Source organism: Nocardioides gilvus (assembly GCF_003194605.1).
Lineage (GTDB): Bacteria > Actinomycetota > Actinomycetes > Propionibacteriales > Nocardioidaceae > Nocardioides > Nocardioides gilvus.
Window position 1 is genome coordinate 700,878 of record NZ_QHKY01000001.1, and the last position, 25,990, is coordinate 726,867.

Sequence of the window (25,990 nt, forward strand, 5' to 3'; positions counted from 1 at the left end):
GAGCCTACCCAGTCGTGGCCGCTGAGCGCTCCCCCTCCAGCAGCCGCACGACCGCGCGAGCCGCCGTGCGCCCGGCCCGTCCGGCGCCGACGGTGCTGGCCGAGGGGCCGTACCCGACCAGCTGCACCCGCGGGTCACGTACGGCCGTGGTGGCTCCCTGCACGTTGCCCGGCACCGGCGCGAGTTCGATGCCGCCGGCCGGCGAGCGCAGACCCAGGGGCGCGAGGTGGTCGGTCGCGGCCCGGAAGCCGGTCGCCCACAGGATCGAGTCGACGGCCTCGTACGTCCCGTCGGCCCACCTCACCCCACGCGGCTCGATCCGGGTGAACATCTCGCGGCGCCGCTCGTACGCCCCCAACTGCGCAGCCTCGGACTCCTGGGGCCGCAGCGCCAACCCGGTCACGCTGACCACGCTGGCCGGCGGCAACCCTTGACGTACGCGTTCGGCGACCAGGGTGACGGCCTGGAGTCCGGCCTCGCGGTCGAAGTCGTCGCTGCGCCAGACGGGGGGACGCCGCGTCACCCACAGCGTCTCGGTGAGAGGAGCGAGCTCGCCGAGGAACTGCACCGCGGAGGCTCCCCCACCGACGACGAGCACGCGCTGGCCGGCGAAGTGGTTCGCGCCCGGGTAGGACGCGGTGTGGAACTGCTCGCCGGCGAAGTCGCCGATGCCCGGGTAGAACGGCACGAACGGTCGGGTCCAGGTGCCCGTGGCGTTGACGAGGGTGCGGGTGAGCCACTCCCGTTCCCCGGCGCGGACCCGGAGGAGGTCGCCGTCGGAGAGCACCTCGTCCACCCGTACGGGGCGGATCACCGGCAGGTCGTGGGACGCCTCGTAGGCGGCGAAGTAGGTGGGCACCGCCTCGTTCGCGCGCTCTCCCGAACGACCCGGGGCGGTGGCGTCCGGGAGATCGGCGACGCCGTGCACGTCGGTCATGGTGAGCGAGTCCCACCGGTGCTGCCATGCACCGCCCGGAGCGGGGTTGGCGTCCAGCACGACGTGCTCGACGCCGAGGCGACGGAGGTGGTGGGAGGCCGAGAGCCCGGCCTGCCCGGCACCGATCACGACCGTGTCGAGAATGGTGCCGCTCGTGCTGTTCACCTGCTCCATGACCGCACAACGTCAAGATTCGAAAAACCATGCCCGGGGGTGGTCGGCGACCCCTACGATCTCGCCATGCCCAGGATCATCGCCTTCTACGTCTTCCCGATCGTGCTGTCGATCTACTGCCTCGTCGAGGCGATCACCAGCCGCGACGACGAGGTGCGTCACCTGGGCAAAGGCTTCTGGATCCTGCTGATCCTCTTCTTCCCGTTCGTGGGCTCACTGGCGTGGCTCTTCGCCGGACGTCCCCTGTCGGCGCGCCGTGTCGCTTCGGCCCACGAGAGGGAGACCCCGCACTTTCCCGAGTACGACCGCCCGGGGCGGATGGCTGCCACCGCCCCCGACCAGGACGACGACTTCCTGCGTCAGGTCCGGGAGCGGGCCGAGCAGCAGCGCCGTGACTACGAGGCCAAGCGCCGCGCTGACCGGGCTGCGGAGGAGCGTGAGCGTGAGGAGCGTCGCGCCCGCCGGGAGGCGAAGGAGCGCGGAGAGACGGCCGCCTCGGACGACACCGAGGCCTGAGCGCTGCGGAGGGGTCTCGACCTGCCGGTCGCCCGGCGCCGGCTACCTGGAGGCGCTCGGCGTCGCCGGCCCGTGACCGGCGACCGCGTGCGGTTCGTACGGCGCGGCGAGCTCGGTCAACTCCTCGGCGGTCAGCACCAGGTCGACAGCCGCGACGGCATCGGTGAGGTGGTGCGGCTTGGTGACCCCGACGATCGGTGAGGTGACCTGTGGCTGCGCCATCAACCACGCCAGCGCAACCTGGGCCGGCGTGACGTCGCGTCGCTCGGCGACCTTCGCGACGGTCTCGACGATCACCCGGTCGGAGTCCGGGTAGAGGTTGCGGCCCCACGAGTCGCCCTCCGAGCGCGTGGTGGTCTCCCCCCAGGGCCGGGTGAGGCGGCCGCGGGCCAGCGGGCTCCACGGCAGTACGCCCACGCCGGAGTCGGCGCAGAACGGAAGCATCTCGCGCTCCTCCTCGCGGTAGAGGAGGTTGTAGTGGTTCTGCATCGAGACGAACTTCGTCCAACCGTGGAGCTCGGCCACGTGCTGCGCCTTCGCGAACTGCCAGGCGAACATCGACGAGGCGCCGAGGTAGCGGGCCTTGCCGGCCTTCACCACGTCGTGCAGCGCCTCCATCGTCTCCTCGATCGGGGTCGCGTCGTCCCAGCGGTGGATCTGGTAGAGGTCGACGTGGTCGGTGCCGAGTCGGGTCAGGCTGGCGTCGATCTCGCGCATGATCGCGCGGCGCGACAGGCCAGCCCCGTTGGGCCCGGGGCGCATCCGGCCGTTGACCTTGGTGGCGATGACGACGTCCTCACGAGGAGCGATCTCACCGAGGATCTTGCCGGTGATCCGCTCGCTGGAGCCGCCCGCGTAGACGTTGGCGGTGTCGAAGACGTTGACCCCGGCCTCCCAGGCTGCGGTGATCAGCGGCCGGGCCTGCTCCTCGTCCAGGATCCAGGGGTGCCAGCCCTGGTCCGCGTCTCCCCAGGACATGCACCCCAGGGTGATCGCCGAGACCTCCAGCCCGGTGTTGCCCAACTTCTCGTACCGCATACGTGGTCCTCCGTTCGTCGGCGCCCACCCTACGCGCGACCCCGCTGGCGGCCGGGTCAGACCTCGACGCGGATGGTGGCCCCCATCTCGACGAACTGGATCGTCTTCTCTTGGGCCGATTCCTGCTGCATCCCAAAACGGGCCCGGACGTCCTGACTGATCTTCATCGAGCAGAACTTCGGCCCGCACATCGAGCAGAAGTGGGCGGTCTTGGCGCCCTCGGCGGGCAGCGTCTCGTCGTGGAAGGCCTCCGCGGTCTGCGGATCGACGGCGAGCGCGAACTGATCGTGCCAGCGGAACTCGAACCGTGCCCGCGACAACGCGTCGTCCCAGTCCCGGGCCCCGGGATGGCCCTTGGCCAGGTCGGCGGCGTGCGCAGCGAGCTTGTAGGTGATCACGCCGGTCTTCACGTCGTCACGGTTCGGCAACCCCAGGTGCTCCTTGGGCGTGACGTAGCAGAGCATCGCGGTGCCGTGCATGGCGATGGTGGCGGCACCGATCGCCGAGGTGATGTGGTCGTAGCCCGGCGCGACGTCGGTGGCCAGCGGGCCGAGGGTGTAGAACGGCGCGCCGTGGCACCACTCCTGCTGGAGGCGTACGTTCTCCTCGACCAGGTGCAGGGGCACGTGTCCGGGCCCTTCGACCATGACCTGGACGTCGTGGCGCCATGCGCGTTCGGTGAGCTCGGCGAGCGTACGCAACTCGGCGAACTGGGCCTCGTCGTTGGCGTCTGCGGTCGAGCCCGGCCGCAGCCCGTCACCCAGGGAGAAGGCGACGTCGTAGCGCGCGAAGATCTCGCAGAGCTCGTCGAAGTGGGTGTAGAGGAAGTTCTCCTCGTGGTGCGCCAGGCACCAGCCCGCCATGATCGACCCGCCGCGGGAGACGATCCCGGTGACCCGATCGGCCGTCAGTGGCACGTGGCGCAGCAGCACCCCGGCATGGATGGTCATGTAGTCCACGCCCTGCTCGCACTGCTCGATCACGGTGTCGCGGAAGATCGGCCAGGTGAGCTCCTCGGCCTTCCCGTCGACCTTCTCCAACGCCTGGTAGATGGGCACGGTGCCGATCGGCACCGGTGAGTTGCGCAGGATCCACTCCCGGGTGGTGTGGATGTCGTCGCCGGTGGAGAGGTCCATCACGGTGTCGGCGCCCCAGGTCACTGCCCAGGTCAGCTTGTCGACCTCCTCGGCGATGCTGCTGGTCACCGCGGAGTTGCCGATGTTGGCGTTGATCTTCACCAGGAAGCGTCGTCCGATGATCATCGGCTCGACCTCGGGGTGGTTGACGTTGACCGGGATGATCGCTCGGCCCGCGGCCACCTCGCTGCGCACCAGCTCGACGTCGCAGCCCTCCCGCGCGGCGACGTACTCCATCTCCGCAGTCACCAGGCCGCGTCGGGCGTAGTGCATCTGGGTGACGCAGCCGTCACCACGCACCGGCCGGCTCTTCACACCACGCCACTCTCCCTCCGCGTCTCCGCGTCGAACGGCGGCGCGACCGTTGTCGAGCAGTTGGACGGCTCGCCCTTCGTAGCCACTCGTGTCACCGCGGGCGGCGATCCACTCCTCGCGCAGCCGCGGCAGACCGACCTCGACGTCGGAGCCGGGACCCGAGGTGCAGTAGCGGTCGAACGTCTCACCGTTGGTGAGGCTGATCCGGGTCCGCGGCACCCCGAGGTCGCCCTCGGTGATGCGGAGGTGAGCGGGGTGGACTGCTTCGGGGTGCACTGTCATGGTCGGGCTCCTGAGCTGGTGGTGGCTGTCTGGACGGGGTCCTCGGGGAGGACCGGGATCTGGAGGGGCCGCTGGAGCGGCAGGTGCAGGGGCTGCGGAGGGTGGAGCGGGGTCGTGTGGGCGACCGGTCCGCGACCGCGACCCAGGTGCCACCGACTGCTGGTGACCAACTGACCAGCGGTGTACGAAGCAGCGAGTGCAGCCGCTTCCCCCAGAGGCAGCCCGTGGGCGAGCAGGGTCGCCAGCGCACTGCTGTGGGTGCAGCCGGTGCCGTGGTCGTTGGTGGTGCGCACCGGGGTGTGGGCGATCTCGCGGAGCTCCTCACCGGGCACGGCCAACCAGTCGCTGCCTGACTCTCCGCCGGTCACCAGGACCGGGTGCCCCCGCTCGGCGAGGGCGTGGGCAAGCATCCGTACGGACCCGTCGTGACCGAGCAGGGCGGCAGCCTCGTCCGCGTTGGGCGTCGCGACGGTCGCGACCCGGAGGAGGTGTTCGCGGTAGGCCTGGACGACCTCGACGTCGCCGAGGACGGCGCCACTGGTGGCGACCAGCACCGGGTCGACGACGAGCGGCACCTTGGCGGCGCGGACCCGCCGCGCGACGAGCTCGACCACCGCCGCCGAACCGAGCATCCCGGTCTTGACCGCTGCGACCGGAAGGTCGCCGAAGACAGCGTCGAGCTGCGCCTCCACCACCTCCACCGGCACCGGATGGACACCGTGCACCCCGGTCGTGTCCTGGGCGGTGACGGCACTGACCACACACGCCCCGTGAGCCCCCAGGTGACCGATGGTGGCCAGATCGGCAGCGATCCCGGCGGCCCCACCGGAGTCCGTGCTAGCAATGGTCAGCACCACGGGCGGGGTCCCGCCGAGGCTGCTCACACCGCCTCCAGGAGACGGGCCACGACGTCGCCGGGGTTCGTCGCCCGCATCACTTCGCCCATCACCGCGACCCCGTGGGCTCCGGCGGCCCGGACCCGGGGGGCGTTCTCGGGTGTGATCCCACCGAGCGCCAGGACGGGCAGCGGGTGGTCGGCCCAGGCCAGCTCCGGCAGCGGCGGGCCGTACCCGGGCTTGCTCAGCGAAGGCGCGAAGGGCGAGAGCGTCACCCACGCCGCCCCCTCGGTCGCTGCCCGGTCCACCTCGGCGCGGCTGTGGCAGGAACGTCCCCACCTCCCCCATCCCTGCGCCAGGCCCGCGAGCGGGCGGGGCGCCGGTTGGTGCGCAGCGAGGTGGAGACCGTGGGCCGCCGGGTCGGGGATCCGCGACGAGATCACCCAGAGCCCCGGCAACCGAGCCAGCTCCGACACGAGGGTGCGGCGGGTGGCCGGCTCGAGGTCGTGCTCGCGCACCACCACCGCCTGGAGCCCGGCGCGGTGACACTCGATGATCGTCTCGACCAGGCAGTGCTCTGCTGGCAGCTGCGTACGGTCGGTGAGCAGGACCACGCGGGGCACACGGGTTGTTCGTGTCGCTCCGGGCGCTCCGGGCGCTCCGGGCGCTCCGGGCATCTTGGTCCGTCTCCTCATCCGATCCTCCCGGTCATCGGGCTCGAGGCGCGGGCCACCGCCCGGCGCGGGATCCTGCCGGCCGACCTCGCGGCCCGGCCTGCCTCGACGCCGAGCCGCAGGGCCCGGGCCATCGCCGGTGGGTCCTCGGCCCGGGTGACCGCCGAGGCGGCGAGCACCGCGGCGCATCCCAGTTCCATCGCCCGGGCGGCGTCCGAGGCCGTACCGATCCCCGCGTCGAGCACCACGGGCACCTCGACCGCCGCGACCACGGCCTCGAGGGTCCACGGGTCCAGGACCCCCAGACCGGAGCCGATGGGCGCCCCGAGCGGCATCACCGCCTCGCAACCGACGTCTGCGAGGCGCCGGGCCAGCACCGGGTCGGGCGGGGCGTAGGGCAGCACCGTGAACCCCTTGGCGACCAGGGTCTCGGCAGCCTCCAGCAACTCCACCGCGTCGGGCAGCAGGGAGCTCTCGTCACCGATCACCTCGAGCTTGACCCAGTCGGTCTCCAACGCCTCCCGGGCCAACTCGGCGGTGAGCACGGCCTCCCGGGCGCTGAGACAGCCAGCGGTGTTGGGCAGCACCCGTACGCCGTGCGAGCGCACCGTCCCCAGCAGACCACCGGGCTCGCGGGTCGACGTACGCCGCACGCTGACGGTGACCAACCCCGGGCGGGCTGCTGCGAGCACGGACTCCAGCAGCGACAGGCGGGGAAGCCCGCCGGTCCCCAAAAAGAACCGCGAGCTCAAGGGCTCGCCCGCAATCACCAGCACGTCGTCGTCGGGGATCGTCCCCCCACTCTCTGCGCGCACGATCATCCGCCGGGCACCGCGCTCACGACGTCAATCACGTCTCCGGGACGCAGCCAGCACTCGGCCTGCGCAGAACGGGGTACGACCTCACCGTTGACCGCGACGGCGACGCCGGCGCCACACCCGGACGCGGGCAACAGTTCGACCAGCAGCGCGGAGAGACGCCCCGGGGGCACCTCCCTGGGCTGGCCGTTGAAGGTGATCAGCATGGGTTCCTTTCGTCGAACCGCCTGGGGTCCCAGGCATCGATCAGGGCGCCGCCCTCGAGGTGGTCGGCGATCACGCGGGCAGTGAGGGGTGCCAGGAGCACGCCGTGGCGGTGATGTCCTGCCGCCAGCAGCACCCCCGGCAGGTGGGTCGGGCCCACCAGGGGCCGGTTGTCGTGGGTGCCGGGGCGGTCCCGGGCGACGACCTGCAACCAGGAGGCCCGGTCGAGTCCGGGCCACAGCGGGCGGGCCGCGTCCAGCAAGCGGGCCACTCCTCCCAAGGTCGCGACCGCGGCGGCGTCGTGCTCCTCCGAGGTGGCGCCGATGACGACCTCGCCGTCATCTCGGGGCACGAGGTAGACCGGTTGGCCACGCACCTCCCCTCGGACCACGTGGGCAGGTGGGTCCTCGCAGCGCACCCGGACGGTCTCGCCGCGCACCCGACGTACGAGGTGGGTGAAGGGGACGGGGAGTTCGGCGCCGGTGGCGACCACCACTGCGTCCGCCTCGGCCCTCGTCGCATCTCCGAGGTCCCCGGCGACCGGTTCCAGCACGTCGGCGAGGCGCGAGCGCAGGGCCGCCACCGCGGCGCGCGGATCCACCGACAGGTCGTCGGTGAGGAGGTAGCCTCCCGCGACCCGACCAAGTCCTGGCTCCAGCGCACGCAGGGCATCTCGGCCGAGACGTCGTGGGGGCACTCCGAGATGAGCGAGCAGATCGGCCTGACGCGTGGCTGCCTGCAGGTCGGCCGCGTCGTGGCCCACGAGCAGGGTGCCCCGGCGATGCAGGCCGATTCCCAGTCGCTCCGCGAGCGCTGACCAGTACGCGACGGACTCGCGGCCCAACTCGAACAGCTCGCGCTCCCCGTGCCAACTCTCCGCGTCGGGCGCGAGCATCCCGGCCGCCGCGTACGAGGCCCCGGCCCCGGGGTGCGGGTCCAGCACCCGCACCCGGTGGCCCCGGCGACGCAGCTCGTCGGCGCAGGTCAACCCGATGATGCCGGCGCCCAGGACCGTGACCTGCAGCACCGCCCGAGGCATCCTCGGATTGGACGTCGCCGGAGTTGTCACTGGAGTTGTCACGGAAGTCGTCGGAGTTGCCACTGGAGTTGTCACGGGCTCACCCGATCGCTGCCACGAGCTCCTTCGCCGACGTCACAGGATCTCGAGCGCCCCATATCCCGGCGATCACGGCCACCCCGTGCGCGCCGGCATCACATGCTTGCCTCGCGCGACCCGCGCTCACCCCGCCGATCGCGACCAGGGGCAGCACCCCGGCGGCCCCACCGATCGCGGCAGGACCCAGCGGCGCGGGCAGGCCCGCCTTGCTGGTACTCGCCCAGACCGGTCCGAAGCCGGCGTACGAGGCCCCCGCGGCCGCGGCCTCCTCGACGGCGCGCCGGTCCCGACAGGTGGCGCCGACGAGCAGAGCAGGAGCGATCCTGCGAACGTGCGCGACGGGCAGGTCATCGGCCCCCAGATGGACGCCGTCGGCGCCGGCGGCCAGGGCGACGTCGACCCGGTCGTTCACCACGACGACGGCGCCGAAGGGCCGCACTGCCCGGACCACGAGCTCCGCGAGCGCGAGGAGTTCACCGTCCGGTCGCTGCTTGGCGCGGACCTGGAAGCCGTCGACGCCGGCGCGGGCCAGGTCGGACAGCAGGGAGAGGTCGTCGTCGGGTGAGACGAGGCAGAAGAGGCGCGGGACGACTCTCGAGGACGCGAGGTCGGGCAGGGCAACACGGGACAACACAACAACTCCTGAACGCTTCCTTCGCCGGCATGATCCGGATCAGGTTCAACGGTCGGAGCGGCTCAGCTCCCTCTCAGCCCGCTGCCGCAGGCTCCCGTGGTGGACGCCGACGACGCTAGCGGACCTCAGGCGCAGGTGTCCAGAGCCCGTCGGCCCGCGGCCGGAGGTCGGGGCCCCGCGGCGTAGACTGGCCGCTCGTGAGCACTGGCCCTGACTTCCGATACTCCGACCTCCTCCCCATCGGCAAGGACGACACTCCTTACCGACTCGTCACCACCGAGGGAGTGAGCGCTGTCGAGGTCCCCCGGGCCGACGGCACGTCGATGACCCTCCTCAACGTCTCCGCCGAGGCGATCCGCACGTTGACGCGCGAGGCGATGCACGACATCAGCCACTACCTGCGCCCGGCCCACCTGGCCCAGTTGCGCAAGATCATCGACGACCCCGAGGCCTCCGGCAACGACCGCTTCGTGGCTCTCGACCTGCTCAAGAACGTCAACATCTCCGCCGGTGGCGTGCTCCCGATGTGCCAGGACACCGGCACCGCCATCGTGATGGGCAAGAAGTCCGAGGGCGTGATCACCGGCATCGACGACGGCGTGGCGGTCAGCCAGGGCGTCTACGACGCGTACACCCAGCTCAACCTGCGCTACTCCCAGCTCGCGCCGATCACGACGTACGAGGAGAAGAACACCGGCTCCAACCTCCCGGCGCAGATCGAGATCTACTCGACGCCGCAGGACTCCGGCAAGCCTGAGTACAAGTTCCTCTTCATGGCCAAGGGCGGCGGCTCGGCCAACAAGTCGTTCCTCTTCCAGGAGACCAAGGCGATCCTCAACAAGGACTCGATGCTGAAGTTCCTCGACGAGAAGATCCGCAGCCTCGGCACCGCCGCGTGCCCCCCGTACCACCTCGCCGTCGTGATCGGTGGCACGAGCGGTGAGTTCGCGCTGAAGACCGCCAAGTACGCCTCAGCGCACTACCTCGACAACCTCCCCACCGAGGGCTCGATGAGCGCGCACGGGTTCAGGGACCTCGAGCTCGAGGAGGAGGTCTTCAAACTGACCCAGTCCTTCGGCATCGGCGCACAGTTCGGCGGCAAGTACTTCTGCCACGACGTCCGGGTCGTACGCCTCCCCCGCCACGGAGCCTCCCTGCCGGTTGCGATCGCCGTCTCCTGCTCGGCAGACCGCCAGGCGCTCGGCAAGATCACCGCCGAGGGTGTCTTCCTCGAGCAACTGGAGACCGATCCGGCGCAGTACATGCCAGACGCCGGTGTTGCCGAGGACATCGCTGGTGGGGAGGTCGTGAAGATCGACCTCAACCAGCCGATGGCCGAGATCCTGGCCGAGCTGAGCAAGCACCCCGTCAAGACGCGTCTTTCGCTGAGCGGCCCGCTGGTCGTGGCTCGCGACATCGCTCACGCCAAGATCAAGGAGCGTCTCGACGCCGGCGAGGAGATGCCGGACTACCTGAAGAACCACCCCGTCTACTACGCGGGCCCGGCGAAGACGCCCGAGGGCATGGCGTCCGGTTCGTTCGGCCCGACCACGGCGGGCCGGATGGACTCCTACGTCGAGCAGTTCCAGGCAGCCGGCGGCTCCATGGTGATGCTGGCCAAGGGCAACCGCTCGAAGCAGGTCACCGACGCCTGCGGGAGCCACGGTGGCTTCTACCTCGGCTCGATCGGTGGTCCGGCCGCCCGACTGGCCCAGGACTGCATCAGGAGCCAGGAAGTCATCGAGTACCCAGAGCTCGGGATGGAGGCCGTCTGGAAGATCGAGGTCGAGGACTTCCCCGCCTTCATCGTCGTGGACGACAAGGGCAACGACTTCTTCACCGACCCCTCCGGCGCGGTGACCGTGCCGCTCAGCTCGCTGGTCGGGACCGGTATCCGGGTGCGCTCGAAGGAGAGCTGACCTCACACCTCGTTCCGCACTTCGTCGGAACGTGTGACGACTCGGTCGCCTGGGGAACCGGGTCGTCACACGTTGTGAAGCGCGTCGTGGTTGTCGGGCGTCGTGGGGTCTCAGGCAACGTGCCGCAGCGGGCATCCACGCTCGACGAGTGCCTGGCGGATCTGGGCGAAGAACTCCTCCGGCGCCACACGCAGACCCAGCAACGGCAGTCGCAGGACGACGTCCGAGGCCAACGTGATCGCGTTCTGTCTCAGGGCGTCCCCCACCACCTCTGACGCCCAGCCGTGCTGGATGCCGTCGATCTCCACCACGACTCCCCAGTCCTCCCAGTGGACGTCGAGGTACCAGGCACCGTGGGGGCCACGGCGCACGGACTGGCGAGTCGGCTCCGGCAGACCGCGACGGCGGCACTCACGGGCGAAGTCAGCCTCGCCCAGTGACCGCACCCCACCGAGGAGGTCCAGCACACAGGCATGCAGCAGGGCGCGGCGCCGGTCCCGTCGTACGCGGAGCAGCGCCGCACCGACGCGTTCGGGAGTCGTCAGGCGCTGCTGCACGGCCATGGTCGCCAGCAGGACTGCCTGCCGGTCACTCACCGCCCAGAGTGCGGCGTTGACCGCGGCAACGTCAGCGCGTACCCGGGGCACACCTCGACGTACGACGGCCTCCGCGTCGTGGCGACGCGTCCGCCGGATGTCCACCCCCTCGGCTCGCCGTGCTCTCGACTCAGGAGGCACCGAGACCCGGACCACCGAGGTCGTGAACCCGGTCAGTCCCTCGGCCAGGAGTGCAGATGCGCCGTCGAGGTGTGCACGGGGCCCGCCCTCCAGCACGGCCGCCCACCAGGTCCCCTGCTCGCTGAGCGGGCCGGTGTGCATCGCCACCACCTGGCTGTGGACCCGCCTCCACCTCAGCGCCTCGACCTGGGCCCGGATCTGGGACCGGGTGACTCCGTAGGACCGCAGTTGCTCGAGCGACACCACGCCCCCCTGATCTGCGGCCAGGCCCGAAGCTGCGAACGCGTGACTGGTCATGCGCCAAGGTTGGCCGGATAGTTGCGCCGCTGTCGTCCGGTCGCGGCTGGCCTGTGGAGAACTTCCTGGCCCGGCGAGACGTGTGACGATCGGGTTGGTTGAACGACCGGAACGTCACACGTTGCGCGGAACCTCGGGTTACCTGCCTGCCTTCTGAGTCTGAACTCGCCTCAGAGCTTGGCCAGCAGGGCACCCGCCAGACGGTCCGCCGCGGCGACCATCTGGTGCCCGAGCCGGGTGACGTGGTCGGTGATCAGGTCCTGCTGGCTGCCGCCGACCATGACCGAGAGGTCAGGGGCGACCTCCGCGAGGGCGGCGACCAACTCCCGGCTGCCCACGACGTCCTCGCGGCCCGGCACTGCTATCACCACTCCATCAGGATGGCGCTGCTGCACTGCCTCGACCCAGGCGGCCACCGGCACATCGCCACCGAGGTAGACGGTGTCCACACCACGCTGGCGCAGTGCGGTGGCGAAGGCCAGCACCCCCAACTCGTGACGCGACCCCGACGCGAGCCCGATCAGGACCTGCGGCCCCTCGCTCGGTCGCGGCGTCTCGTCATAGGCGCGGGCGAGGCGCCGTTGCACCGAGGCGGAGACGAAGTGCTCCTCGGCGACGCTCACCCTTCCGTCGGCCCAGGCCACACCCAACCGGTGCAGGGCGGGGAGCAGCCAACCGTCGACGACCTCGTCGAGGGTGCCCAGGGCGAAGTTCTCCTCCAGCACCCGGTTGAGCTCGTCGACGTCGAACCCGACCGCGGCCCTGGCCAGCGCATCCACGTCGCCGAGCGTCGCCTCCATACGTTCCGCCTCCACACCCTCGTCGCGCACCCGGACCCGCAGCGCCGCCGCCTGTGGCGGCACTCCCGAGGAGACCAGGGCGGCCATGTCGCCCAGGCGCTGGGCCGTGTCGGCGTCGAAGCCCGTCACCTGCTGGTCGGCGTCGGCCAATGAGTCGGCCATGGTGTCCCGTCCTTCTGTCCGGCCGGGGCCCCCTGCCCCACATGCGCGAAGCCAGAGTTTAGCGGCACTCTGGTCATCGACCCCCTTGCGCCAGTTCGCACGGCGTTGACCCCGACGGCCTGCCGGGTACCGTCTCTCCATGACCGAATACCGCACCGAACATGACTCCATGGGCGAGGTCCAGGTGCCCGCCGACGCCCTGTGGCGTGCCCAGACCCAGCGCGCGGTCGAGAACTTCCCGATCTCGGGCACCAGCCTGGAACCGCGCCACATCCGGGCCCTCGGGCTCGTCAAGCAGGCCGCCGCCCGGATCAACGGCGAGCTCGAGGTCGTCTCAGTCGAGCGCGCGGCGGCGATCGAACAGGCCGCCGCCGCGATCGCGGCCGGTGAGCACGGCGACCACTTCCCGCTCGACGTGTTCCAGACGGGCTCGGGCACCAGCTCCAACATGAACGCCAACGAGGTCATCGCCTCCCTGGCCAGCACCGGCACCGGCGACGAGAGCCAGGTCCACCCCAACGACCACGTCAACGCCTCGCAGTCGTCCAACGACACCTTCCCCACCTCGATCCACGTCGCCGCGACGTTGGCGGTCGTCGAGGACCTGCTCCCCTCCCTCGACGTGCTGGCCTCCTCGTTGGAGCGCAAGGCCGACGAGTTCGCCGGCGTCGTGAAGTCGGGGCGTACGCACCTGATGGACGCCACTCCGGTGATGCTCGGCCAGGAGTTCGGGGGGTACGCCGCCACCGTGCGCCTGGCCGCCGAACGCCTCGAGTCGGTCCTTCCGCGCGTACGCGAACTGCCGCTCGGCGGCACCGCCGTCGGGACTGGGATCAACACCCCGCCCGGCTTCTCGGCCCGGGTCATCGAGGTGATCGCCGACCTCACCGGTCAGCCGTTCACCGAGGCTCGCAACCACTTCGAGGCCCAGGGCACCCGCGACTCCTTGGTCGAGCTCTCCGGCGTGCTGCGCACGTACGCCGTCGGGCTGACGAAGATCTGCAACGACCTGCGCTGGATGTCCTCGGGGCCGACCACGGGTCTGGCCGAGATCCACCTGCCGGACCTGCAGCCGGGCTCCAGCATCATGCCGGGCAAGGTCAACCCGGTCCTGCCCGAGGCGACCCTGATGGTCTGCGCCCAGGTCGTCGGCAACGACGCTGCGGTGGCCTGGGGTGGGGCTGCGGGCAACTTCGAGCTCAACGTGATGATGCCGGTGATGGCTCGCAACGTGCTGGAGTCGATCCGGATCCTCAGCACCACTTCCACGCTGCTGGCCGAGCGTTGCGTCGACGGCATCACCGCGGACGCCGACCGGATGCGCCGCTACGCCGAGTCGTCCCCGTCGGTGGTCACGCCGCTAAACAAGTACATCGGCTATGAAGCCGCCTCCAAGGTCGCCAAGAAGGCGCTCGCCGACGGGGCCACCATCCGCGAGACCGTCATCGCGATGGGATTCGTGGAGCGTGGCGAGGTCACCGAGGAGCAGATGGACGCGGCCCTCGACGTGGAGTCGATGACCCACACCTGAGCATGCCCCGGAACGCGGCGCACGCTCGACCGGCCCATGGGTCAGGTGTCCCGCCTGTGCACGGAGCCTCCTATCCTGACGACCATGCTCACCGGTCTCCTCTCCGCCGATCCGACCCGATTCGTGGAGGTCGCCGGCCGCCGTCTCAACCACCCTGACCTGCTGGCTGCGGCGAGCGTCGTGGCTCACCAGCTCGAGGGGCGTACGCGCGTCGCCGTGCTCGCCGTCCCCACCCTGGAGACCGTGGTGGGCGTGGTCGGCGCCCTGCTCGCCGGGGTCGAGGTCGTCCCGGTGCCGCCCGACTCGGGGCACAGGGAACTCGCGCACATGCTGACCGACAGCGCGCCCGACGCCTGGCTCGCCCAGGCCCCGTCGGAGCCGAATGGGCCGAATGAGCCGGCTGGGCAGGCGCCCCTGCCGCTGATCGCGGTCGACGTCGCGGCGCGCGCCGCGGTGACCCGGGCGCACGGCACCGATCCGATCGATCCGGAGTCCATCGCCTTCGTCATGTACACCTCCGGCACCACCGGTCTCCCGAAGGGCGTCCTGCAGTCGCGTCGCGCGGTGGTCGCGGGGCTCGACGCCCTCATCGACGCCTGGCAGTGGAGTGCCGACGACGTGCTCGCCCACGGGTTGCCGCTCTTCCACGTGCACGGGCTGATCCTGGGTGTCCTGGGTCCGTTGCGGGTCGGTGGCAGCCTCCTGCACACCGGCGCGGGGACCCCCGAGGCGTACGCCGCTGCAGCCGACGCCGGCGCGACGATGTTCTTCGCCGTCCCCACCATCTGGTCCCGGATCGCCGAGGCCCCCGAGCACGCCGCTGCCCTGCGCAGCGCCCGACTGCTGGTCTCCGGAAGCGCAGCGCTGCCGGTCCCCGTCTTCGCCCGGCTCAAGGAGCTCACGGGTCACGAGGTCGCCGAGCGGTACGGCATGAGCGAGTCGTTGATCACCGTCGCCACCCGCGCCGACGGCGTGCGTCAGGCGGGTTGGGTGGGCGTCCCGGTCGCCGGGGTCGAAGCGAGGTTGCGCGACGAGCAGGGCGCGACGGTCCCTCGCGACGGCGAGAGCGTGGGACGTCTGGAGGTCCGTGGCGCCACGCTCTTCAGCGGCTACCTCAACCGCCCGGACGCCACGTCGGAGTCCTGGACCGACGACGGCTGGTTCGTCACCGGTGACGTGGCGGTGGTCGCGGTCGACGGCCGGATCAGGATCGTGGGACGCGAGTCGGTCGACCTGATCAAGTCAGCCGGGTACCGGATCGGCGCCGGCGAGATCGAGTCGACGCTGCTGGGCCACCCGGCGGTCGCCGAGGTTGCGGTGGTCGGCGAACCCGACGCCGACCTGGGCCAGCGCATCGTCGCCCACGTCGTGGCCCGTCCCGGTCACCGGGGTGACGATGCCCTGGCTGGTGAACTGAGTGCGTACGTCGGCACCGAACTGTCCGGGCACAAGCGTCCGCGGGAGTTCCGCTTCGTCGACTCACTGCCCCGCAACGAGATGGGCAAGGTCCAGAAGAAGCGTCTGCTCGACTAGTACCAGCCGACGCGCTGGCTGTGGTCCCAGGCCGCGCACGGGTTGCCGTAGCGGTTCTTGATGTAACCCAGGCCCCACTTGATCTGTGTCTCGGGGTTGCTCTCCCAGTCAGCGCCGGCGGTCGACATCTTCGAGCCGGGCAGGGCCTGGGGGATGCCGTACGCCGACGAGCTCGGGTTGTCGGCGTTCCAGCGCCAGTTGGACTCCCGGATCCAGAGCAGGTCGAGGCAGTTGAACTGCGAGTCCGCGAACCCGAAGTCGGGCAGGAGCGCGCGGGCGATGCCGCGCGGGTCCTCCAGGGAGACCTCGCGCGAGTGGGCGGTGACGACGCCCACCGCGGTCGAGAGGGCCGCGGCCTTCGCCGGGTCCTTCGCCTGACGTCGGTCACTGCGCGAAACGGTCTCGCCGCGCTCGGCGAGCCGCTCGGCGGTGGCCGCGCTGACGTCCGTGGTGGCACCACTGGCCGTGAGAGCGGTCTCGTCCTCACCACCGGTGAGGACGCCGACCCCGACCACTCCGGCCGTGGCCATGGCTGCGATGCCGGTGAGTGCGACCGAGGAGCGCGCTGACGCCCTGAGAGTCCCCCAGGGGTCCCTCTTGCGCTTGTGAGCGCCAGGCGCTCGGTGCTTGGGGACGTACTTGTCGGGTTTCGTCACAGCTCTCGGGGTGCGTGTCGGTGGCGGGCATGTCGGTGGTCGGGCACATGCTGATCCCGGTCCGGTGCGGCTCGGATCGGGATCCTCACCACCATGCAGTCTGGCGCTGGGTCATGCAAACCGAATGGCCGGATTCACCCAACTTTCGGCACGCTTCGACAACCCTCCTTGATCAGGTATAACTTTGACCACTCTGATCACTCCAGTCACAGATCATGATCGACCGGCAGCGGCACCCGGTGACGAGGGCTAGCGTCTGGAGCAGCACCCAGCCAGACCGATCCCAACGACGAGGAACCCATGACCCAGATCGTCATCACCGGAGTCGACGGCAGCAACCCGGCCCAGGAGGCCGCGGCCACCGCCGCCCGGGTGGCCAACGCCTTCGACGCAACTCTGTACGTCATCTCGGTCTTCGGACCGGGTCAGGACAAGGGTGGGCGCGACAGCGACTTCGACCCGTCCCTGGCGGCGGAACGGATCAGCGCCGACTCCGCCGCGTCGCTCCAACTCAACTTCCCCACCCTGAAGGTCGTGAGCCGCGCCGTCGCCGGCCACAAGCCCGCAGAGACCCTGGTGAAGGCGGCCGAGGAGCTCGAAGCCTCACTCATCGTGGTCGGCAACAAGCGTGTGAAGGGTCTCGGGCGGCTGCTCGGCAGCATCGCCAGCGAGGTCGCGGCCAAGGCTCCGTGTGACATCTACATCGTGCACACGCACGACTGATCACCACCCACGCACAGAAGGCGTCCGGTCCCCGTGGGTCCGGACGCCTCCTGCGTCGTTGGTCAAAGCGTGACCCTGAGCAACCTCAGAGTTGGACCTCCTCGAGCATCGACGTCACCAGCGCCGCGATCGGCGAACGCTCCGAACGGGTCAGCGTGACGTGGGCGAAGAGCGGGTGACCCTTGAGCTTCTCCACCACTGCCACCACGCCGTCGTGGCGCCCCACCCGCAGGTTGTCGCGCTGGGCGACGTCGTGGGTGAGCACCACCTTGGAATTGGCCCCGATCCGTGAGAGCACCGTGAGCAGCACGTTGCGCTCCAGTGACTGGGCCTCGTCGACGATCACGAAGGCGTCGTGCAGGGAGCGCCCACGAATGTGCGTCAGCGGCAACACCTCGAGCATCCCTCGGTGCACGACCTCGTCGACGAGGTGTGGGGAGACCAGCGAACCGAGCGTGTCGAAGACCGCCTGCCCCCAGGGCGCCATCTTCTCGTTCTCGCTGCCGGGCAGGTAGCCGAGCTCCTGACCGCCGACCGCGAAAAGGGGACGGAAGACCACGACCTTCTTGTGCTGGCGCCGTTCCATGACGGCCTCGAGTCCGGCGGTCAGCGCCATCGCCGACTTGCCCGTCCCGGCCCGGCCCCCCAGGGAGACGATTCCGATCTCCGGGTCGAGCAACATCTCGAGTGCGATCCGCTGCTCCGCGGAACGACCGTGCACCCCGAAGGCGTCCGTGTCACCGCGTACGAGGTGCACCTGCTTGTCGGGTCCGACGCGGCCCAGCGCGGTCCCCCGGTCGGAGACCAAGACCAGACCGGTGTGGCAGGGCAACCCCCGCGCCTCGTCCAGGTCGGCGACCCCGTCCTCGTACAACTCGTCCACCGCCGCGGCCGCGACCTCGAGCTCCGCCATGCCGGTCCAACCGCTGGCCTCGGCGCTGACCCCCTCGGCGCGGTACTCCTGCGCGTCGAGACCGACCGCGGACGCCTTGATCCTCAGCGGCATGTCCTTGGAGACCAGCGTGACGGCGGCACCTTCGTCCGCGAGGTTGCGGGCCACCGCGAGGATCCGGGTGTCGTTGTCCCCCAACCGGAAGCCCGAAGGCAGGGTGCTCGGATCGGTGTGGTTGAGCTCCACCCGCAGCGTGCCGCCGTCGTCGGTCACCGGGATCGGCTCGTCGAGGCGACCGTGGGCGATCCGCAGCTCGTCGAGCCCGCGCAACGCGGAGCGGGCGAAGTAGCCGAGCTCGGGGTGGTCACGCTTCTGTTCGAGCTCGGTGATCACGACGATCGGGAGCACCACCTCATGCTCGGCGAAGCGTCGGAAGGCCCCCGGATCAGCCAGCAGGACGCTGGTGTCGAGGACGTAGGTACGACAGGAGACTGCAACGGAGTCGGTCTGCTCAGCAGAGTTCGCGGCCACTGGATTCACCCTCAACAGGACAGCGCGCGCACCCTCGCCCGGCCCTAGATCATGTCGGGCCAGACGAGAACCCTGGGGCCGGAGTGCCGACCCCTCCCGGACACCGGGCGGGGAGGACAGCAGGCGCTGCCCTCCTCACGGTGTCCTGCGAAGTCGTGACTGCTCACGAGCGGGCCTCCTGGCTTCGGCGAGCTTCCCCACTCGCCAATGCAGAGAACGTACGCCGCCGGGCCGCACCAACCCGGCGACACACCGAAGCGCGACGGTGAAGGAGCCGTTAAATTTGTGTGTCAGGTGCCGAACCGGCGGTTGCGCTCCGTGTAGGCGCGCAGGGCCCGCAAGAAGTCGACTCGACGGAAGTCCGGCCACAGGGCCTCGCAGAAGTAGAACTCGCTGTGGGCGCTCTGCCAGAGCAGGAAACCTCCCAGGCGCTGCTCACCGGAGGTCCGGATCACCAGGTCGGGGTCGGGCTGGCCCTTGGTGTAGAGGTGCTCGGCGATGTGCTCGACGTCGATGGTCTCGGCGAGTTCCTCGAGCGTCGCGCCGGCCGCGTGCTGCTCCTGGAGCAGCGAGCGCACCGCGTCGGCGATCTCGCGTCGCCCGCCGTAGCCGACGGCGATGTTGACCAGCAGCCCGTCCACCAGCCGGGTCTCGTCACCGGCCGCCTTCAGCTTGGCCCGCGTGGAGTCCGGCAGCAGGTCCAGCGCACCCACCGGGTGGACGCGCCAACGGCCGGTGGCAGCCAGCGACTCCACCGCCCCCTCGATGACCGTGAGGAGCCCTTCGAGTTCGCTGGCGGGACGATTCAGGTTGTCGGTCGAGAGCAGCCACAGCGTCACCACCTCGACGCCGATCTCCTCGCACCACCCCAGGAAGGGTTGGATGTTGTCGGCGCCCGCCTGGTAACCCTGCGAGGTCTCCGCGCCCACGGCCCTGGCCCAACGCCGGTTGCCGTCGAGCATCACCCCGATGTGCTTCGGTACACGATGCGGCGGCAGCGACCGCGCCAGCCGGGACTCGTACGCCGGATAGAGCGCGCGGCGCGCTACGTCCGTCCACTTGGCCATGGGGGGATGCTACCGAGGTTCTTCTTCACCAGTTCGGGTGACATCCATCTCGGGGAGGTTTAAAACCGCCTACGTCGGCGTAGGTTAGAAGGATGAACGACTCGTTGAGGTTGCGCGTCGACCACCTGCACGACCGTGTCGAGGACACCCTCGCCGAGGTCAAGCCCAAGCTGCGTGGATGGCTGCATGCCGGCACGGTGCCGTTGGCGCTGGTGGCCGGCATCACGCTGATCGCCCTGTCGCCCAGCACCCAGACCAGGATCGCCTCGACGATCTTCGCGTTCAGCGCGCTGCTGGTCTTCACGGTCTCCGCGATCTACCACCGCGGTCACTGGTCCCCCAGGGTCCGGGCGGCGCTGCAACGTTTCGACCATTCCAACATCTTCATCCTGATCGCCGGCACCTGCACCCCCTTCGCGGTGCTGCTGCTGCAGGGGTCACAGCGTTGGTGGATGCTCGGCGTCGTCTGGGGAGGCGCCGTGGCCGGGGTGCTGATGAAGGTCTGGTGGACCTCACACCCCCGATGGGTCTCCGTCCCCATCTACATGGCGCTGGGGTGGGCCCCGGTCTTCTTCTTCGGCGGCTTCCTCGAGGGCGCACAGCGGTACGGCGAGACCGTGGGCGCCACCGTCATCACCCTGGTGGTCGTGGGTGGGGCGCTCTACACGGTCGGCGGAGTCATCTACGGCACCAAGCGTCCCAACCCCTCGCCGCGGTGGTTCGGCTTCCACGAGGTGTTCCACAGCCTGACGATTCTCGCCTTCGTGACGCACTACGTCGGCGTCTCGCTGGCCACCTACTCGCTGCGCTGAGTCACGGGCGCTCGAACTGGTCGTCCGACCTTGCCCAGAAATGCTGGAAGGGTGCAGCCGACGCATGGGGGGGACCGTCGGCTGCACCCAGATCAGGACGGCGAGTGGTCCTCTTGGGACGGCATCACGCCGATGTGCAACAGGTTCATATGCTGCCACACGCATACCTGAAATGAAGGATGCGCGAGTGGTTCACGCGGCGTGACATCTGCCACTCGCTCGCCCAGGGCCTACGACCCGGGTGTGGACAGCGAACAGCCGCCGGGGTGACTGTTCGTCACCCCGACGGCGGGTCGAGCAGGTTCAGGACTTCTTGCTGGAGAGCGCCTCGGCGGTGCCGACGAGAAGCACCGCAGCGATGATCGCCACCACCGCGCCGAGGATGTTGAGCTCGAAGATGTCGCCGGTGCCGAAGAAAGAAGCGACGATGCCGCCGATCAGCGATCCGACCACACCCAGCACCAGGGTCATGACCAGCGACAAGTTCTGCTTGCCGGGCTTGATGAGTCGAGCGATTGCGCCCACGAAGAGGCCGAACACGAGGAATCCGATAATTGCCATGCGGCCCTCATACCCGCGATGCGGTGCGGCGGAAACCTGCAATTTTCGTGAGGTGGCCGACGTTCGGATTCGCCTCGTGGTCAGGGGCGCTCGTCGGCCTCGGAGCCGTCGTCGGGGATCGGGGTGCCGTCGGGAGCCATGGTCGGCTTGTCCCCGTACAGCCCCTTCGCCTTGCTGATGGCGGTCTTGCGGAACTGGCGGATCAGGCTCCAGCCCAGCAGGCCCACGGCCACGGCCATCCCGAGCCACAGGAAGAGCGCGACGTAGCCCGCCTTCACCTCACTGTCCTCGGGGACCGGCTCGGAGATGTCGGCCAGGTCGAGGAACGAACTGATGAGTGAGGGGTCCAGGAGATCGAGCATGAGGCCAGTGTGTCAGGCGTCCGGCTGGATCCCTGCAAACAGGTCGTCCTCGGGCAGGGTGCTCTCGACGTGGCTCACGACGAGCTCGAAGTCCTCGGTCGGCCAGACGTCCTCCTGGATCTCCCTGGGGATCGCGAACCAGAAGCCGTCGGGGTCGATCTGGGTGGCGTGGGCCAGGAGCGCCTGGTCGCGGACGCCGAAGAACTCCGAGCAGGGCACCTTCGTCGTCACCCGGGCGTCCCACGACGGGTCCCGCTTCCAGGAGTCGAGGCGTTCGCCGTACGGGGACTCGAGCCCGTGATCCAGCATGGCCTGGTGCAGCGCCTCGATCTTGTGCCAGTTGAAGGCGTGGTGGTAGTAGAGCTTCGCGGCCTGCCACGGCTCGCCGGCGTCGGGATACTGCTCCGGGTCGGCGGCCGCGTGGAAGGCGTGGACCCCCACCTTGTGGCACATGATGTGGTCCGGGTGCGGGTAGCCCCCGTTCTCGTCGTACGTGGTCACCACGTGCGGCTTGAACGCCCGGATGAGCGCGACGAGCGGCGCCGCGGCCTCGGCGACGTCCATCAGGCCGAAGCAGCCCTCGGGCAGCGGCGGCTTCGGGTCACCGTCGGGCCACCCGGAGTCGACGAAACCGAGCCAGTCCTGGCGTACGCCCAGGATGTCGCGCGCCCGCTCCATCTCCTGGCGCCGGATCTCGGTGATGTTGGAGGCGATGTCGGGGCGGTCCATCTTCGGGTTGAGGATCGAGCCGCGCTCACCCCCGGTGCAGGTCACGACGTGGACGTCGACCCCCTCGGCGACATACATCGCCGTGGAGGCTGCGCCCTTGCTCGACTCGTCGTCGGGATGGGCATGGACGTGCATGAGGCGGAAACCTGCACGGGGAGCTGCGGACATGCTCGCGATTCTAGGCAGACAGGACCGACAACGCCTCTCCAGTGCCCTCCGGACTCCCGCGACCTTGGCGCGGATGGCAGGCTGATCCCGTGACCACCTCGGCAGAGCTTGCAGACCGTTACGGCGCTCCCTCCCCCGTCCGCCGTCGGATCGCCATCGCCCTCACCGTCCTGCTCGCGGTCGTCTTCCTCGCCTGGCTCGCCTGGGCCGCCTTCTTCCATGGTGACCCCGAGGCCGAGTCCGGGATCGTGGGTTATGAGGTCACCGGCGAGCACGCCGTGGACGTGCGGATGGACGTACGGCTCGACGGCGTCGACGAGGCAGAGTGCCTGGTCCGGGCCCTCTCGGTCGACAAGTCGATCGTCGGCGAACTGCCCTTCACCGCCACCGAGGGCAGGCACGAGGTCACCGTGCGCACCGAGCGCAAGGCGACCAGCGCGGAGGTCGTCGGCTGTCGCGCTGAGGGTCAGTCGCGCTATCGGTGAGCCGCACTGGGCGAGCATTGCTACAGTGGGAACACATCTGACACACCCGCAGGGCTCTCAGGGAAGATCGCGCCGCTCAGTGCGTGACGAGCCCCGTGGGTTTTTGCTTTTGTCCACAGGAGTACACCCATGACCCAGTCGACCGCAGGCACCATCTGGCTGACCCAGGAGGCCTACGACAAGTTGCAGGCCGAGCTCGAGGACCTCAAGGGCCCCAAGCGCCAGGAAACCATTGACGCGATCAGCGCCGCACGAGACGAGGGCGACCTCAAGGAGAACAGCGGCTACCACGCCGCCCGCGACGAGCAGGGCAAGCAGGAGGCCCGGATCCGTCAGCTCGAGGACATGCTGCGGCGTGCCGAGGTCGGCGAGACGCCGGCCGATGACGGCATCGTCGAGCCCGGCATGGAGGTGACGGTGAAGTTCATCGACTTCGGAGACGAGGAGACCTTCCTCTTCGGCGCCCGCGAGATCGAGGAGGAGGGCCTGACGGTCTACTCACCGCAGTCCGCCCTCGGCACCGCGATCAGCGGCCACAAGGTGGGCGAGCAGGTCTCCTACGAGGCCCCCAACGGCAAGGCGATCACGATCGAGATCCTCAAGGCGAAGCCCTTCACCGGCTGACGCACCTCGCCCAGCACCACCTTCGCCGCAACCGGCTCCGGTCCACCCGGGGCCGGTTGTGTCGTTGTGCGCCGTGTCCCCCGGGCCCTACTCGATGATTCGGTAACCCCGCTCGCGCAGCAGCGCGGCGACCTCACGGGCGTGGGGCACCCCTCGGGTCTCCAACTGGATGCGGACCTCGACCTCGTCGATCGCCAGGGTCGGCGACGTCCGCTCGTGGGCGACCTCCAGCACGTTGCCGCCGGTCTCGCTGACGTCGGCCAGCAGTGCGGCCAGTCCGCCGGGGCGGTCCTTGATGCAGACCCGTAGGTAGAGGTAGCGACCGGCCGCGGCGAGCCCGTGCCGAATCACCTTGCCGAGCAGCAACGGATCGATGTTGCCGCCCGAGAGCACCGCCACGGCGGGGGTCTCGAACCGCGACGGATCGTCCAGCAGTGCCGCGACGGCTGCTGCCCCGGCCGGTTCGACGACCATCTTGGCCCGCTCCACCAACGACAGCAGAGCCCCCGAGAGGGACTCCTCGCTGACGGTGACGACCTCGTCGACGAGGTCGCGCACCATCGCGAAGGTGATCTCGCCGGGCCGGCCGACGGCGATGCCGTCCGCCATGGTCGCCATTGCCTCGAGCGCCCGGGGCTGCCCGGCGGCGAGCGAGTCCGGGAAGGCCGCGGCACCGCTGGCCTGGACGCCGATGACACGTACGTCGGGTCGGGCTGCCTTCACTGCCAGTGCGATGCCGGCCAACAGGCCCCCGCCTCCGGTGGGCACCAGGACGGTCCGCACGTCGGGCACCTGGTCGAGGATCTCCAGGCCGCAGGTCGCCTGACCGGCCACGATGTCGGGATGGTCGAAGGGGTGGATCAAGGTCGCGCCGGTCTCGTCGGCGAAGGCGTTGGCCGCCGCCAGAGCGTCCTCCAGGTGGGCGCCGGAGAAGACCACGTCGGCGCCGTAGCCACGGGTGGCCTTCTCCTTGGGGATCGGGGCCCCCTCGGGCATGAAGACGGTGGCAGCGATGCCCAGTCGCTGGGCGGCGAGCGCCACGCCCTGGGCGTGGTTGCCGGCCGAGGCGGCCACCACGCCGCCGGCCCGCTCGGCCTCCGTGAGCCCTGCGACGCGGACGTAGGCGCCGCGCGCCTTGAAGGAGCCGGTGCGCTGGAGGTTCTCGCACTTCAGGCTGACCGGTCCCCCGACGACGTCGGAGAGCCACCGCGAGGTCTCCATGGGCGTACGCACGGCAACGCCTTCCAGCAGGCGGGCTGCGGCGTGCACGTCAGCGATCGTCGGCACGCCCGGTGTGGGCTGTCCGGGTCCACTCACCGGGAACTCCTCTCGGTCTCGACGGACTCCACCTGTTCATCGTCGGCATCAGCCTCCGCCTCGGTCTGGTCGACCTCCGCGAGGTTCGCCTGACCGGCCAGGTGCAGCACGACCGCGTTGACCGCCGCCACCAACGGCACCGCGATCAGAGCGCCGGCGACGCCCGCCAGGAGGAGACCGCAACCGATGGCGGCGAGCACCCCCAGGGGATGGATCGCGACGAAGCGGCCCATCAGGAACGGTTGCAGGATGTTGCCCTCGATCTGCTGGACGACGATGACCCCGAGCAGCATGAAGAGGGCGGTGAGTGGCCCCTGGTCGACGAGCGCCACCAGCACGGCGACACCGCCGGCGAGGGTGGCGCCGATCAACGGGACGAAGGCGCCGAGGAAGACCAGCACCCCGATCGCGAGGATGAAGGGGAGCCCGAGAAAGGCCGCCACCGCCATGACGCCGACCGCGTCCACGAAGGCGACCACCACCGTGGCCCGGACGAACTGGGTCAGCGAGACCCAGGCGACCCGTCCCGAGGAGTCGACGTACTCGCGAGCGGCACGCGGCGAGAGCCGGACCATCCACGCCCAGATCCGGGAGCCGTCGGCGAGGAAGAAGTACATCGCGAAGAGAACGATGAAGAAGCCGGCGGTCACGTGCCCCACGGCCGTTCCGATGTCGGTGACCTGGCCGAGGGCGTCAGACTTCGACCATTCCGTGATCGCCTCCTGCACCTGGGCGATGTAGTCGTTGATCTGGCTGTCACTGGCGTTCAGCGGCCCGTCGCGCAGCCAGGCGCGGATCTTGTCGAGGCCTTCCACCACCTGGCCGGCCAGGTCGTTCGCCCCGTTGATCACCTGCTGACCTGCGAAGGTGAGCAGCACCCCGACGAGGCTGAAGGTGAAGACCACACTGAAGAGCGAACTGATGCTCTGGCTGATCCCGATCCGGACACCGAGTCGGACCAACGGGCTGACCAGGGCCGCCAGCAACAGGGCGATGGCGAGCGGCAGGGTGACCACCGAGAAGCGCGCCACCGTCGTGACGATCACGTAGCCGGCGACCGCGATGACCAGGAAGCGCCACGACCAGGCCGCGGCCAGGTCGAGCCCCCAGGGCACCTGGGCGCGCGAGAAGTTCGAGACTCCGGGGGCCACGGGGCGGGCCACCTCGTCGCTGCGGCGTTCGGCACGCAGACGGTCCCACTGCTGGGAGAGTTGTTGCGTCAGCCGTCCGCTGAGTCTGGCTCCCGCAGGTCCGGGTGGCTGTTCCTCCCGCGAGGCCGCGTCGTGCGTCCCGGGACTGGCCGCGGTGGTGGCACCCTCGTCGGTCCGACCGACCTGTTCGTCGTTGGTCACCCGCTCAGGTTAAGCGACATCGCAACCCGGGGCCCGGGGCGAACTGCGGTC

26 protein-coding genes, 1 pseudogene and 1 riboswitch are annotated in these 25,990 nt (G+C 69.9%); of the genes and pseudogenes, 8 read left to right on the plus strand and 19 right to left on the minus strand.

Annotated elements, in window-relative coordinates; translation table 11 throughout:
• Positions 1-4: 4 nt before the first annotated feature.
• On the minus strand, positions 5-1,111 hold the full coding sequence (locus tag DNK52_RS03410) for an NAD(P)-binding domain-containing protein (protein WP_110239505.1): 1,107 nt from the start codon (positions 1,109-1,111) through the stop codon (positions 5-7).
• Between the two features lie 66 nt (positions 1,112-1,177).
• On the opposite strand from DNK52_RS03410, the gene DNK52_RS03415 reads away from it, so the two are divergent.
• On the plus strand, positions 1,178-1,627 hold the full coding sequence (locus DNK52_RS03415; RefSeq protein ID WP_110239951.1) for a PLD nuclease N-terminal domain-containing protein: 450 nt from the start codon (positions 1,178-1,180) through the stop codon (positions 1,625-1,627).
• Between the two features lie 42 nt (positions 1,628-1,669).
• Here DNK52_RS03415 and DNK52_RS03420 read toward each other — a convergent pair whose 3' ends face one another.
• The 8 genes and pseudogenes from DNK52_RS03420 to DNK52_RS03455 all read right to left on the minus strand — a co-directional run bounded on the left by DNK52_RS03420 (position 1,670) and on the right by DNK52_RS03455 (position 8,681).
• Positions 1,670-2,665 carry an aldo/keto reductase gene (locus DNK52_RS03420; protein WP_110239507.1) on the minus strand — a complete coding sequence of 332 codons (996 nt, stop codon included), beginning with the start codon at positions 2,663-2,665 and terminating at the stop codon, positions 1,670-1,672.
• A 56-nt stretch (positions 2,666-2,721) separates the two neighbouring features.
• Complete coding sequence (gene thiC / locus DNK52_RS03425) at positions 2,722-4,398, minus strand: phosphomethylpyrimidine synthase ThiC (protein WP_110239509.1); 1,677 nt, start codon at positions 4,396-4,398, stop codon at positions 2,722-2,724.
• Positions 4,395-5,282, minus strand: a complete 888-nt coding sequence (gene thiD / locus DNK52_RS03430) for a bifunctional hydroxymethylpyrimidine kinase/phosphomethylpyrimidine kinase (protein ID WP_110239511.1) — start codon at positions 5,280-5,282, stop codon at positions 4,395-4,397. Before thiD ends, thiC begins: the two co-directional genes overlap by 4 nt.
• Positions 5,279-5,929 carry a thiamine phosphate synthase gene (locus DNK52_RS03435; protein ID WP_110239513.1) on the minus strand — a complete coding sequence of 217 codons (651 nt, stop codon included), beginning with the start codon at positions 5,927-5,929 and terminating at the stop codon, positions 5,279-5,281. The genes thiD and DNK52_RS03435 overlap by 4 nt, the downstream gene beginning before the upstream one ends.
• Positions 5,926-6,729, minus strand: coding sequence for a thiazole synthase (locus tag DNK52_RS03440; RefSeq protein ID WP_110239515.1), 804 nt, complete (start codon positions 6,727-6,729; stop codon positions 5,926-5,928). Before DNK52_RS03440 ends, DNK52_RS03435 begins: the two co-directional genes overlap by 4 nt.
• Positions 6,726-6,932: a sulfur carrier protein ThiS gene (gene thiS / locus DNK52_RS03445; protein ID WP_110239517.1), complete on the minus strand. Its 207-nt coding sequence runs from the start codon at positions 6,930-6,932 to the stop codon at positions 6,726-6,728. Before thiS ends, DNK52_RS03440 begins: the two co-directional genes overlap by 4 nt.
• Positions 6,933-7,039: 107 nt before the next feature.
• Positions 7,040-7,939 (minus strand): annotated as a pseudogene (locus tag DNK52_RS03450) (FAD-dependent oxidoreductase); the annotation flags it as partial.
• 109 nt (positions 7,940-8,048) lie between these two features.
• Positions 8,049-8,681, minus strand: a complete 633-nt coding sequence (locus tag DNK52_RS03455) for a thiamine phosphate synthase (RefSeq protein ID WP_110239521.1) — start codon at positions 8,679-8,681, stop codon at positions 8,049-8,051.
• Positions 8,680-8,789, minus strand: a riboswitch (TPP riboswitch). It overlaps the preceding gene by 2 nt.
• Before the next feature lie 89 nt (positions 8,790-8,878).
• Between DNK52_RS03455 and DNK52_RS03460 the strand changes: the two genes are divergently transcribed.
• Entirely contained in the window at positions 8,879-10,600 is a 1,722-nt protein-coding gene (locus tag DNK52_RS03460) for a fumarate hydratase (RefSeq protein WP_110239523.1), read from the plus strand.
• Between the two features lie 110 nt (positions 10,601-10,710).
• On the opposite strand, the gene DNK52_RS03465 is transcribed toward DNK52_RS03460, so the two are convergent.
• Positions 10,711-11,634 (minus strand): hypothetical protein, encoded by a 924-nt coding sequence (locus DNK52_RS03465; protein WP_110239525.1) that lies wholly within the window; start codon positions 11,632-11,634, stop codon positions 10,711-10,713.
• Positions 11,635-11,804: 170 nt separating this feature from the next.
• Positions 11,805-12,596, minus strand: a complete 792-nt coding sequence (locus tag DNK52_RS15950; protein WP_162598583.1) for a cobalamin B12-binding domain-containing protein — start codon at positions 12,594-12,596, stop codon at positions 11,805-11,807.
• Between the two features lie 139 nt (positions 12,597-12,735).
• On the opposite strand from DNK52_RS15950, the gene DNK52_RS03475 reads away from it, so the two are divergent.
• Both DNK52_RS03475 and DNK52_RS03480 read left to right on the plus strand, forming a co-directional pair.
• The gene (locus DNK52_RS03475) at positions 12,736-14,127 is read left to right on the plus strand and encodes a class II fumarate hydratase (RefSeq protein WP_110239527.1); all 1,392 of its coding nucleotides are present in this window, start codon (positions 12,736-12,738) and stop codon (positions 14,125-14,127) included.
• 84 nt (positions 14,128-14,211) lie between these two features.
• Positions 14,212-15,660: an acyl-CoA synthetase gene (locus DNK52_RS03480; protein WP_110239530.1), complete on the plus strand. Its 1,449-nt coding sequence runs from the start codon at positions 14,212-14,214 to the stop codon at positions 15,658-15,660.
• On the opposite strand, the gene DNK52_RS03485 is transcribed toward DNK52_RS03480, so the two are convergent.
• Positions 15,657-16,316 (minus strand): aggregation-promoting factor C-terminal-like domain-containing protein, encoded by a 660-nt coding sequence (locus DNK52_RS03485; RefSeq protein WP_204163350.1) that lies wholly within the window; start codon positions 16,314-16,316, stop codon positions 15,657-15,659. The genes DNK52_RS03480 and DNK52_RS03485 overlap by 4 nt on opposite strands.
• A 300-nt stretch (positions 16,317-16,616) precedes the next feature.
• Between DNK52_RS03485 and DNK52_RS03490 the strand changes: the two genes are divergently transcribed.
• Positions 16,617-17,039, plus strand: a complete 423-nt coding sequence (locus DNK52_RS03490; protein WP_110239533.1) for a universal stress protein — start codon at positions 16,617-16,619, stop codon at positions 17,037-17,039.
• Between the two features lie 85 nt (positions 17,040-17,124).
• Here the strand turns inward: DNK52_RS03490 and DNK52_RS03495 are convergent, their stop codons facing one another.
• Both DNK52_RS03495 and DNK52_RS03500 read right to left on the minus strand, forming a co-directional pair.
• Positions 17,125-18,471 (minus strand): PhoH family protein, encoded by a 1,347-nt coding sequence (locus DNK52_RS03495; RefSeq protein WP_420812331.1) that lies wholly within the window; start codon positions 18,469-18,471, stop codon positions 17,125-17,127.
• 281 nt (positions 18,472-18,752) lie between these two features.
• Positions 18,753-19,529 carry an isoprenyl transferase gene (locus DNK52_RS03500; protein WP_110239537.1) on the minus strand — a complete coding sequence of 259 codons (777 nt, stop codon included), beginning with the start codon at positions 19,527-19,529 and terminating at the stop codon, positions 18,753-18,755.
• A gap of 92 nt (positions 19,530-19,621) precedes the next feature.
• On the opposite strand from DNK52_RS03500, the gene trhA reads away from it, so the two are divergent.
• On the plus strand, positions 19,622-20,341 hold the full coding sequence (trhA, locus tag DNK52_RS03505; protein ID WP_110239539.1) for a PAQR family membrane homeostasis protein TrhA: 720 nt from the start codon (positions 19,622-19,624) through the stop codon (positions 20,339-20,341).
• 303 nt (positions 20,342-20,644) lie between these two features.
• Here trhA and DNK52_RS03510 read toward each other — a convergent pair whose 3' ends face one another.
• From DNK52_RS03510 to mca, 3 genes are all read right to left on the minus strand, one after another.
• Complete coding sequence (locus DNK52_RS03510) at positions 20,645-20,902, minus strand: GlsB/YeaQ/YmgE family stress response membrane protein (protein ID WP_239455358.1); 258 nt, start codon at positions 20,900-20,902, stop codon at positions 20,645-20,647.
• An 80-nt stretch (positions 20,903-20,982) separates the two neighbouring features.
• Complete coding sequence (locus tag DNK52_RS03515) at positions 20,983-21,264, minus strand: hypothetical protein (RefSeq protein ID WP_110239541.1); 282 nt, start codon at positions 21,262-21,264, stop codon at positions 20,983-20,985.
• A gap of 12 nt (positions 21,265-21,276) precedes the next feature.
• A complete protein-coding gene (gene mca / locus DNK52_RS03520; RefSeq protein WP_204163351.1) occupies positions 21,277-22,161 on the minus strand; it encodes a mycothiol conjugate amidase Mca in 885 nt (294 codons plus the stop codon).
• Positions 22,162-22,250: 89 nt separating this feature from the next.
• Here mca and DNK52_RS03525 point away from each other — a divergent pair, with 89 nt between their 5' ends.
• Positions 22,251-22,646, plus strand: a complete 396-nt coding sequence (locus DNK52_RS03525; protein WP_162598584.1) for a DUF4307 domain-containing protein — start codon at positions 22,251-22,253, stop codon at positions 22,644-22,646.
• A gap of 129 nt (positions 22,647-22,775) precedes the next feature.
• Positions 22,776-23,270 carry a transcription elongation factor GreA gene (gene greA, locus DNK52_RS03530; RefSeq protein ID WP_110239547.1) on the plus strand — a complete coding sequence of 165 codons (495 nt, stop codon included), beginning with the start codon at positions 22,776-22,778 and terminating at the stop codon, positions 23,268-23,270.
• Between the two features lie 87 nt (positions 23,271-23,357).
• Here greA and ilvA read toward each other — a convergent pair whose 3' ends face one another.
• The gene (gene ilvA, locus DNK52_RS03535) at positions 23,358-24,587 is read right to left on the minus strand and encodes a threonine ammonia-lyase (RefSeq protein WP_239455359.1); all 1,230 of its coding nucleotides are present in this window, start codon (positions 24,585-24,587) and stop codon (positions 23,358-23,360) included.
• Positions 24,584-25,939 (minus strand): AI-2E family transporter, encoded by a 1,356-nt coding sequence (locus DNK52_RS03540; protein WP_110239551.1) that lies wholly within the window; start codon positions 25,937-25,939, stop codon positions 24,584-24,586. The genes ilvA and DNK52_RS03540 overlap by 4 nt, the downstream gene beginning before the upstream one ends.
• Between the last annotated feature and the right edge of the window lie 51 nt (positions 25,940-25,990).

What these genes read in the sequence shown, in the direction of transcription:
- DNK52_RS03410 (WP_110239505.1), bottom strand. Translation starts at nt 1,111, where the DNA reads ATGGAGCAGGTGAACAGCACGAGCGGCACCATTCTCGACACGGTCGTG.
- DNK52_RS03415 (WP_110239951.1), top strand. Translation starts at nt 1,178, where the DNA reads ATGCCCAGGATCATCGCCTTCTACGTCTTCCCGATCGTGCTGTCGATC.
- DNK52_RS03420 (WP_110239507.1), bottom strand. Translation starts at nt 2,665, where the DNA reads ATGCGGTACGAGAAGTTGGGCAACACCGGGCTGGAGGTCTCGGCGATC.
- thiC (WP_110239509.1), bottom strand. Translation starts at nt 4,398, where the DNA reads ATGACAGTGCACCCCGAAGCAGTCCACCCCGCTCACCTCCGCATCACC.
- DNK52_RS03435 (WP_110239513.1), bottom strand. Translation starts at nt 5,929, where the DNA reads ATGAGGAGACGGACCAAGATGCCCGGAGCGCCCGGAGCGCCCGGAGCG.
- DNK52_RS03440 (WP_110239515.1), bottom strand. Translation starts at nt 6,729, where the DNA reads ATGATCGTGCGCGCAGAGAGTGGGGGGACGATCCCCGACGACGACGTG.
- thiS (WP_110239517.1), bottom strand. Translation starts at nt 6,932, where the DNA reads ATGCTGATCACCTTCAACGGCCAGCCCAGGGAGGTGCCCCCGGGGCGT.
- DNK52_RS03465 (WP_110239525.1), bottom strand. Translation starts at nt 11,634, where the DNA reads ATGACCAGTCACGCGTTCGCAGCTTCGGGCCTGGCCGCAGATCAGGGG.
- DNK52_RS15950 (WP_162598583.1), bottom strand. Translation starts at nt 12,596, where the DNA reads ATGGCCGACTCATTGGCCGACGCCGACCAGCAGGTGACGGGCTTCGAC.
- DNK52_RS03475 (WP_110239527.1), top strand. Translation starts at nt 12,736, where the DNA reads ATGACCGAATACCGCACCGAACATGACTCCATGGGCGAGGTCCAGGTG.
- DNK52_RS03480 (WP_110239530.1), top strand. Translation starts at nt 14,212, where the DNA reads ATGCTCACCGGTCTCCTCTCCGCCGATCCGACCCGATTCGTGGAGGTC.
- DNK52_RS03490 (WP_110239533.1), top strand. Translation starts at nt 16,617, where the DNA reads ATGACCCAGATCGTCATCACCGGAGTCGACGGCAGCAACCCGGCCCAG.
- DNK52_RS03500 (WP_110239537.1), bottom strand. Translation starts at nt 19,529, where the DNA reads ATGGCCAAGTGGACGGACGTAGCGCGCCGCGCGCTCTATCCGGCGTAC.
- trhA (WP_110239539.1), top strand. Translation starts at nt 19,622, where the DNA reads ATGAACGACTCGTTGAGGTTGCGCGTCGACCACCTGCACGACCGTGTC.
- DNK52_RS03510 (WP_239455358.1), bottom strand. Translation starts at nt 20,902, where the DNA reads ATGGCAATTATCGGATTCCTCGTGTTCGGCCTCTTCGTGGGCGCAATC.
- DNK52_RS03515 (WP_110239541.1), bottom strand. Translation starts at nt 21,264, where the DNA reads ATGCTCGATCTCCTGGACCCCTCACTCATCAGTTCGTTCCTCGACCTG.
- mca (WP_204163351.1), bottom strand. Translation starts at nt 22,161, where the DNA reads ATGTCCGCAGCTCCCCGTGCAGGTTTCCGCCTCATGCACGTCCATGCC.
- greA (WP_110239547.1), top strand. Translation starts at nt 22,776, where the DNA reads ATGACCCAGTCGACCGCAGGCACCATCTGGCTGACCCAGGAGGCCTAC.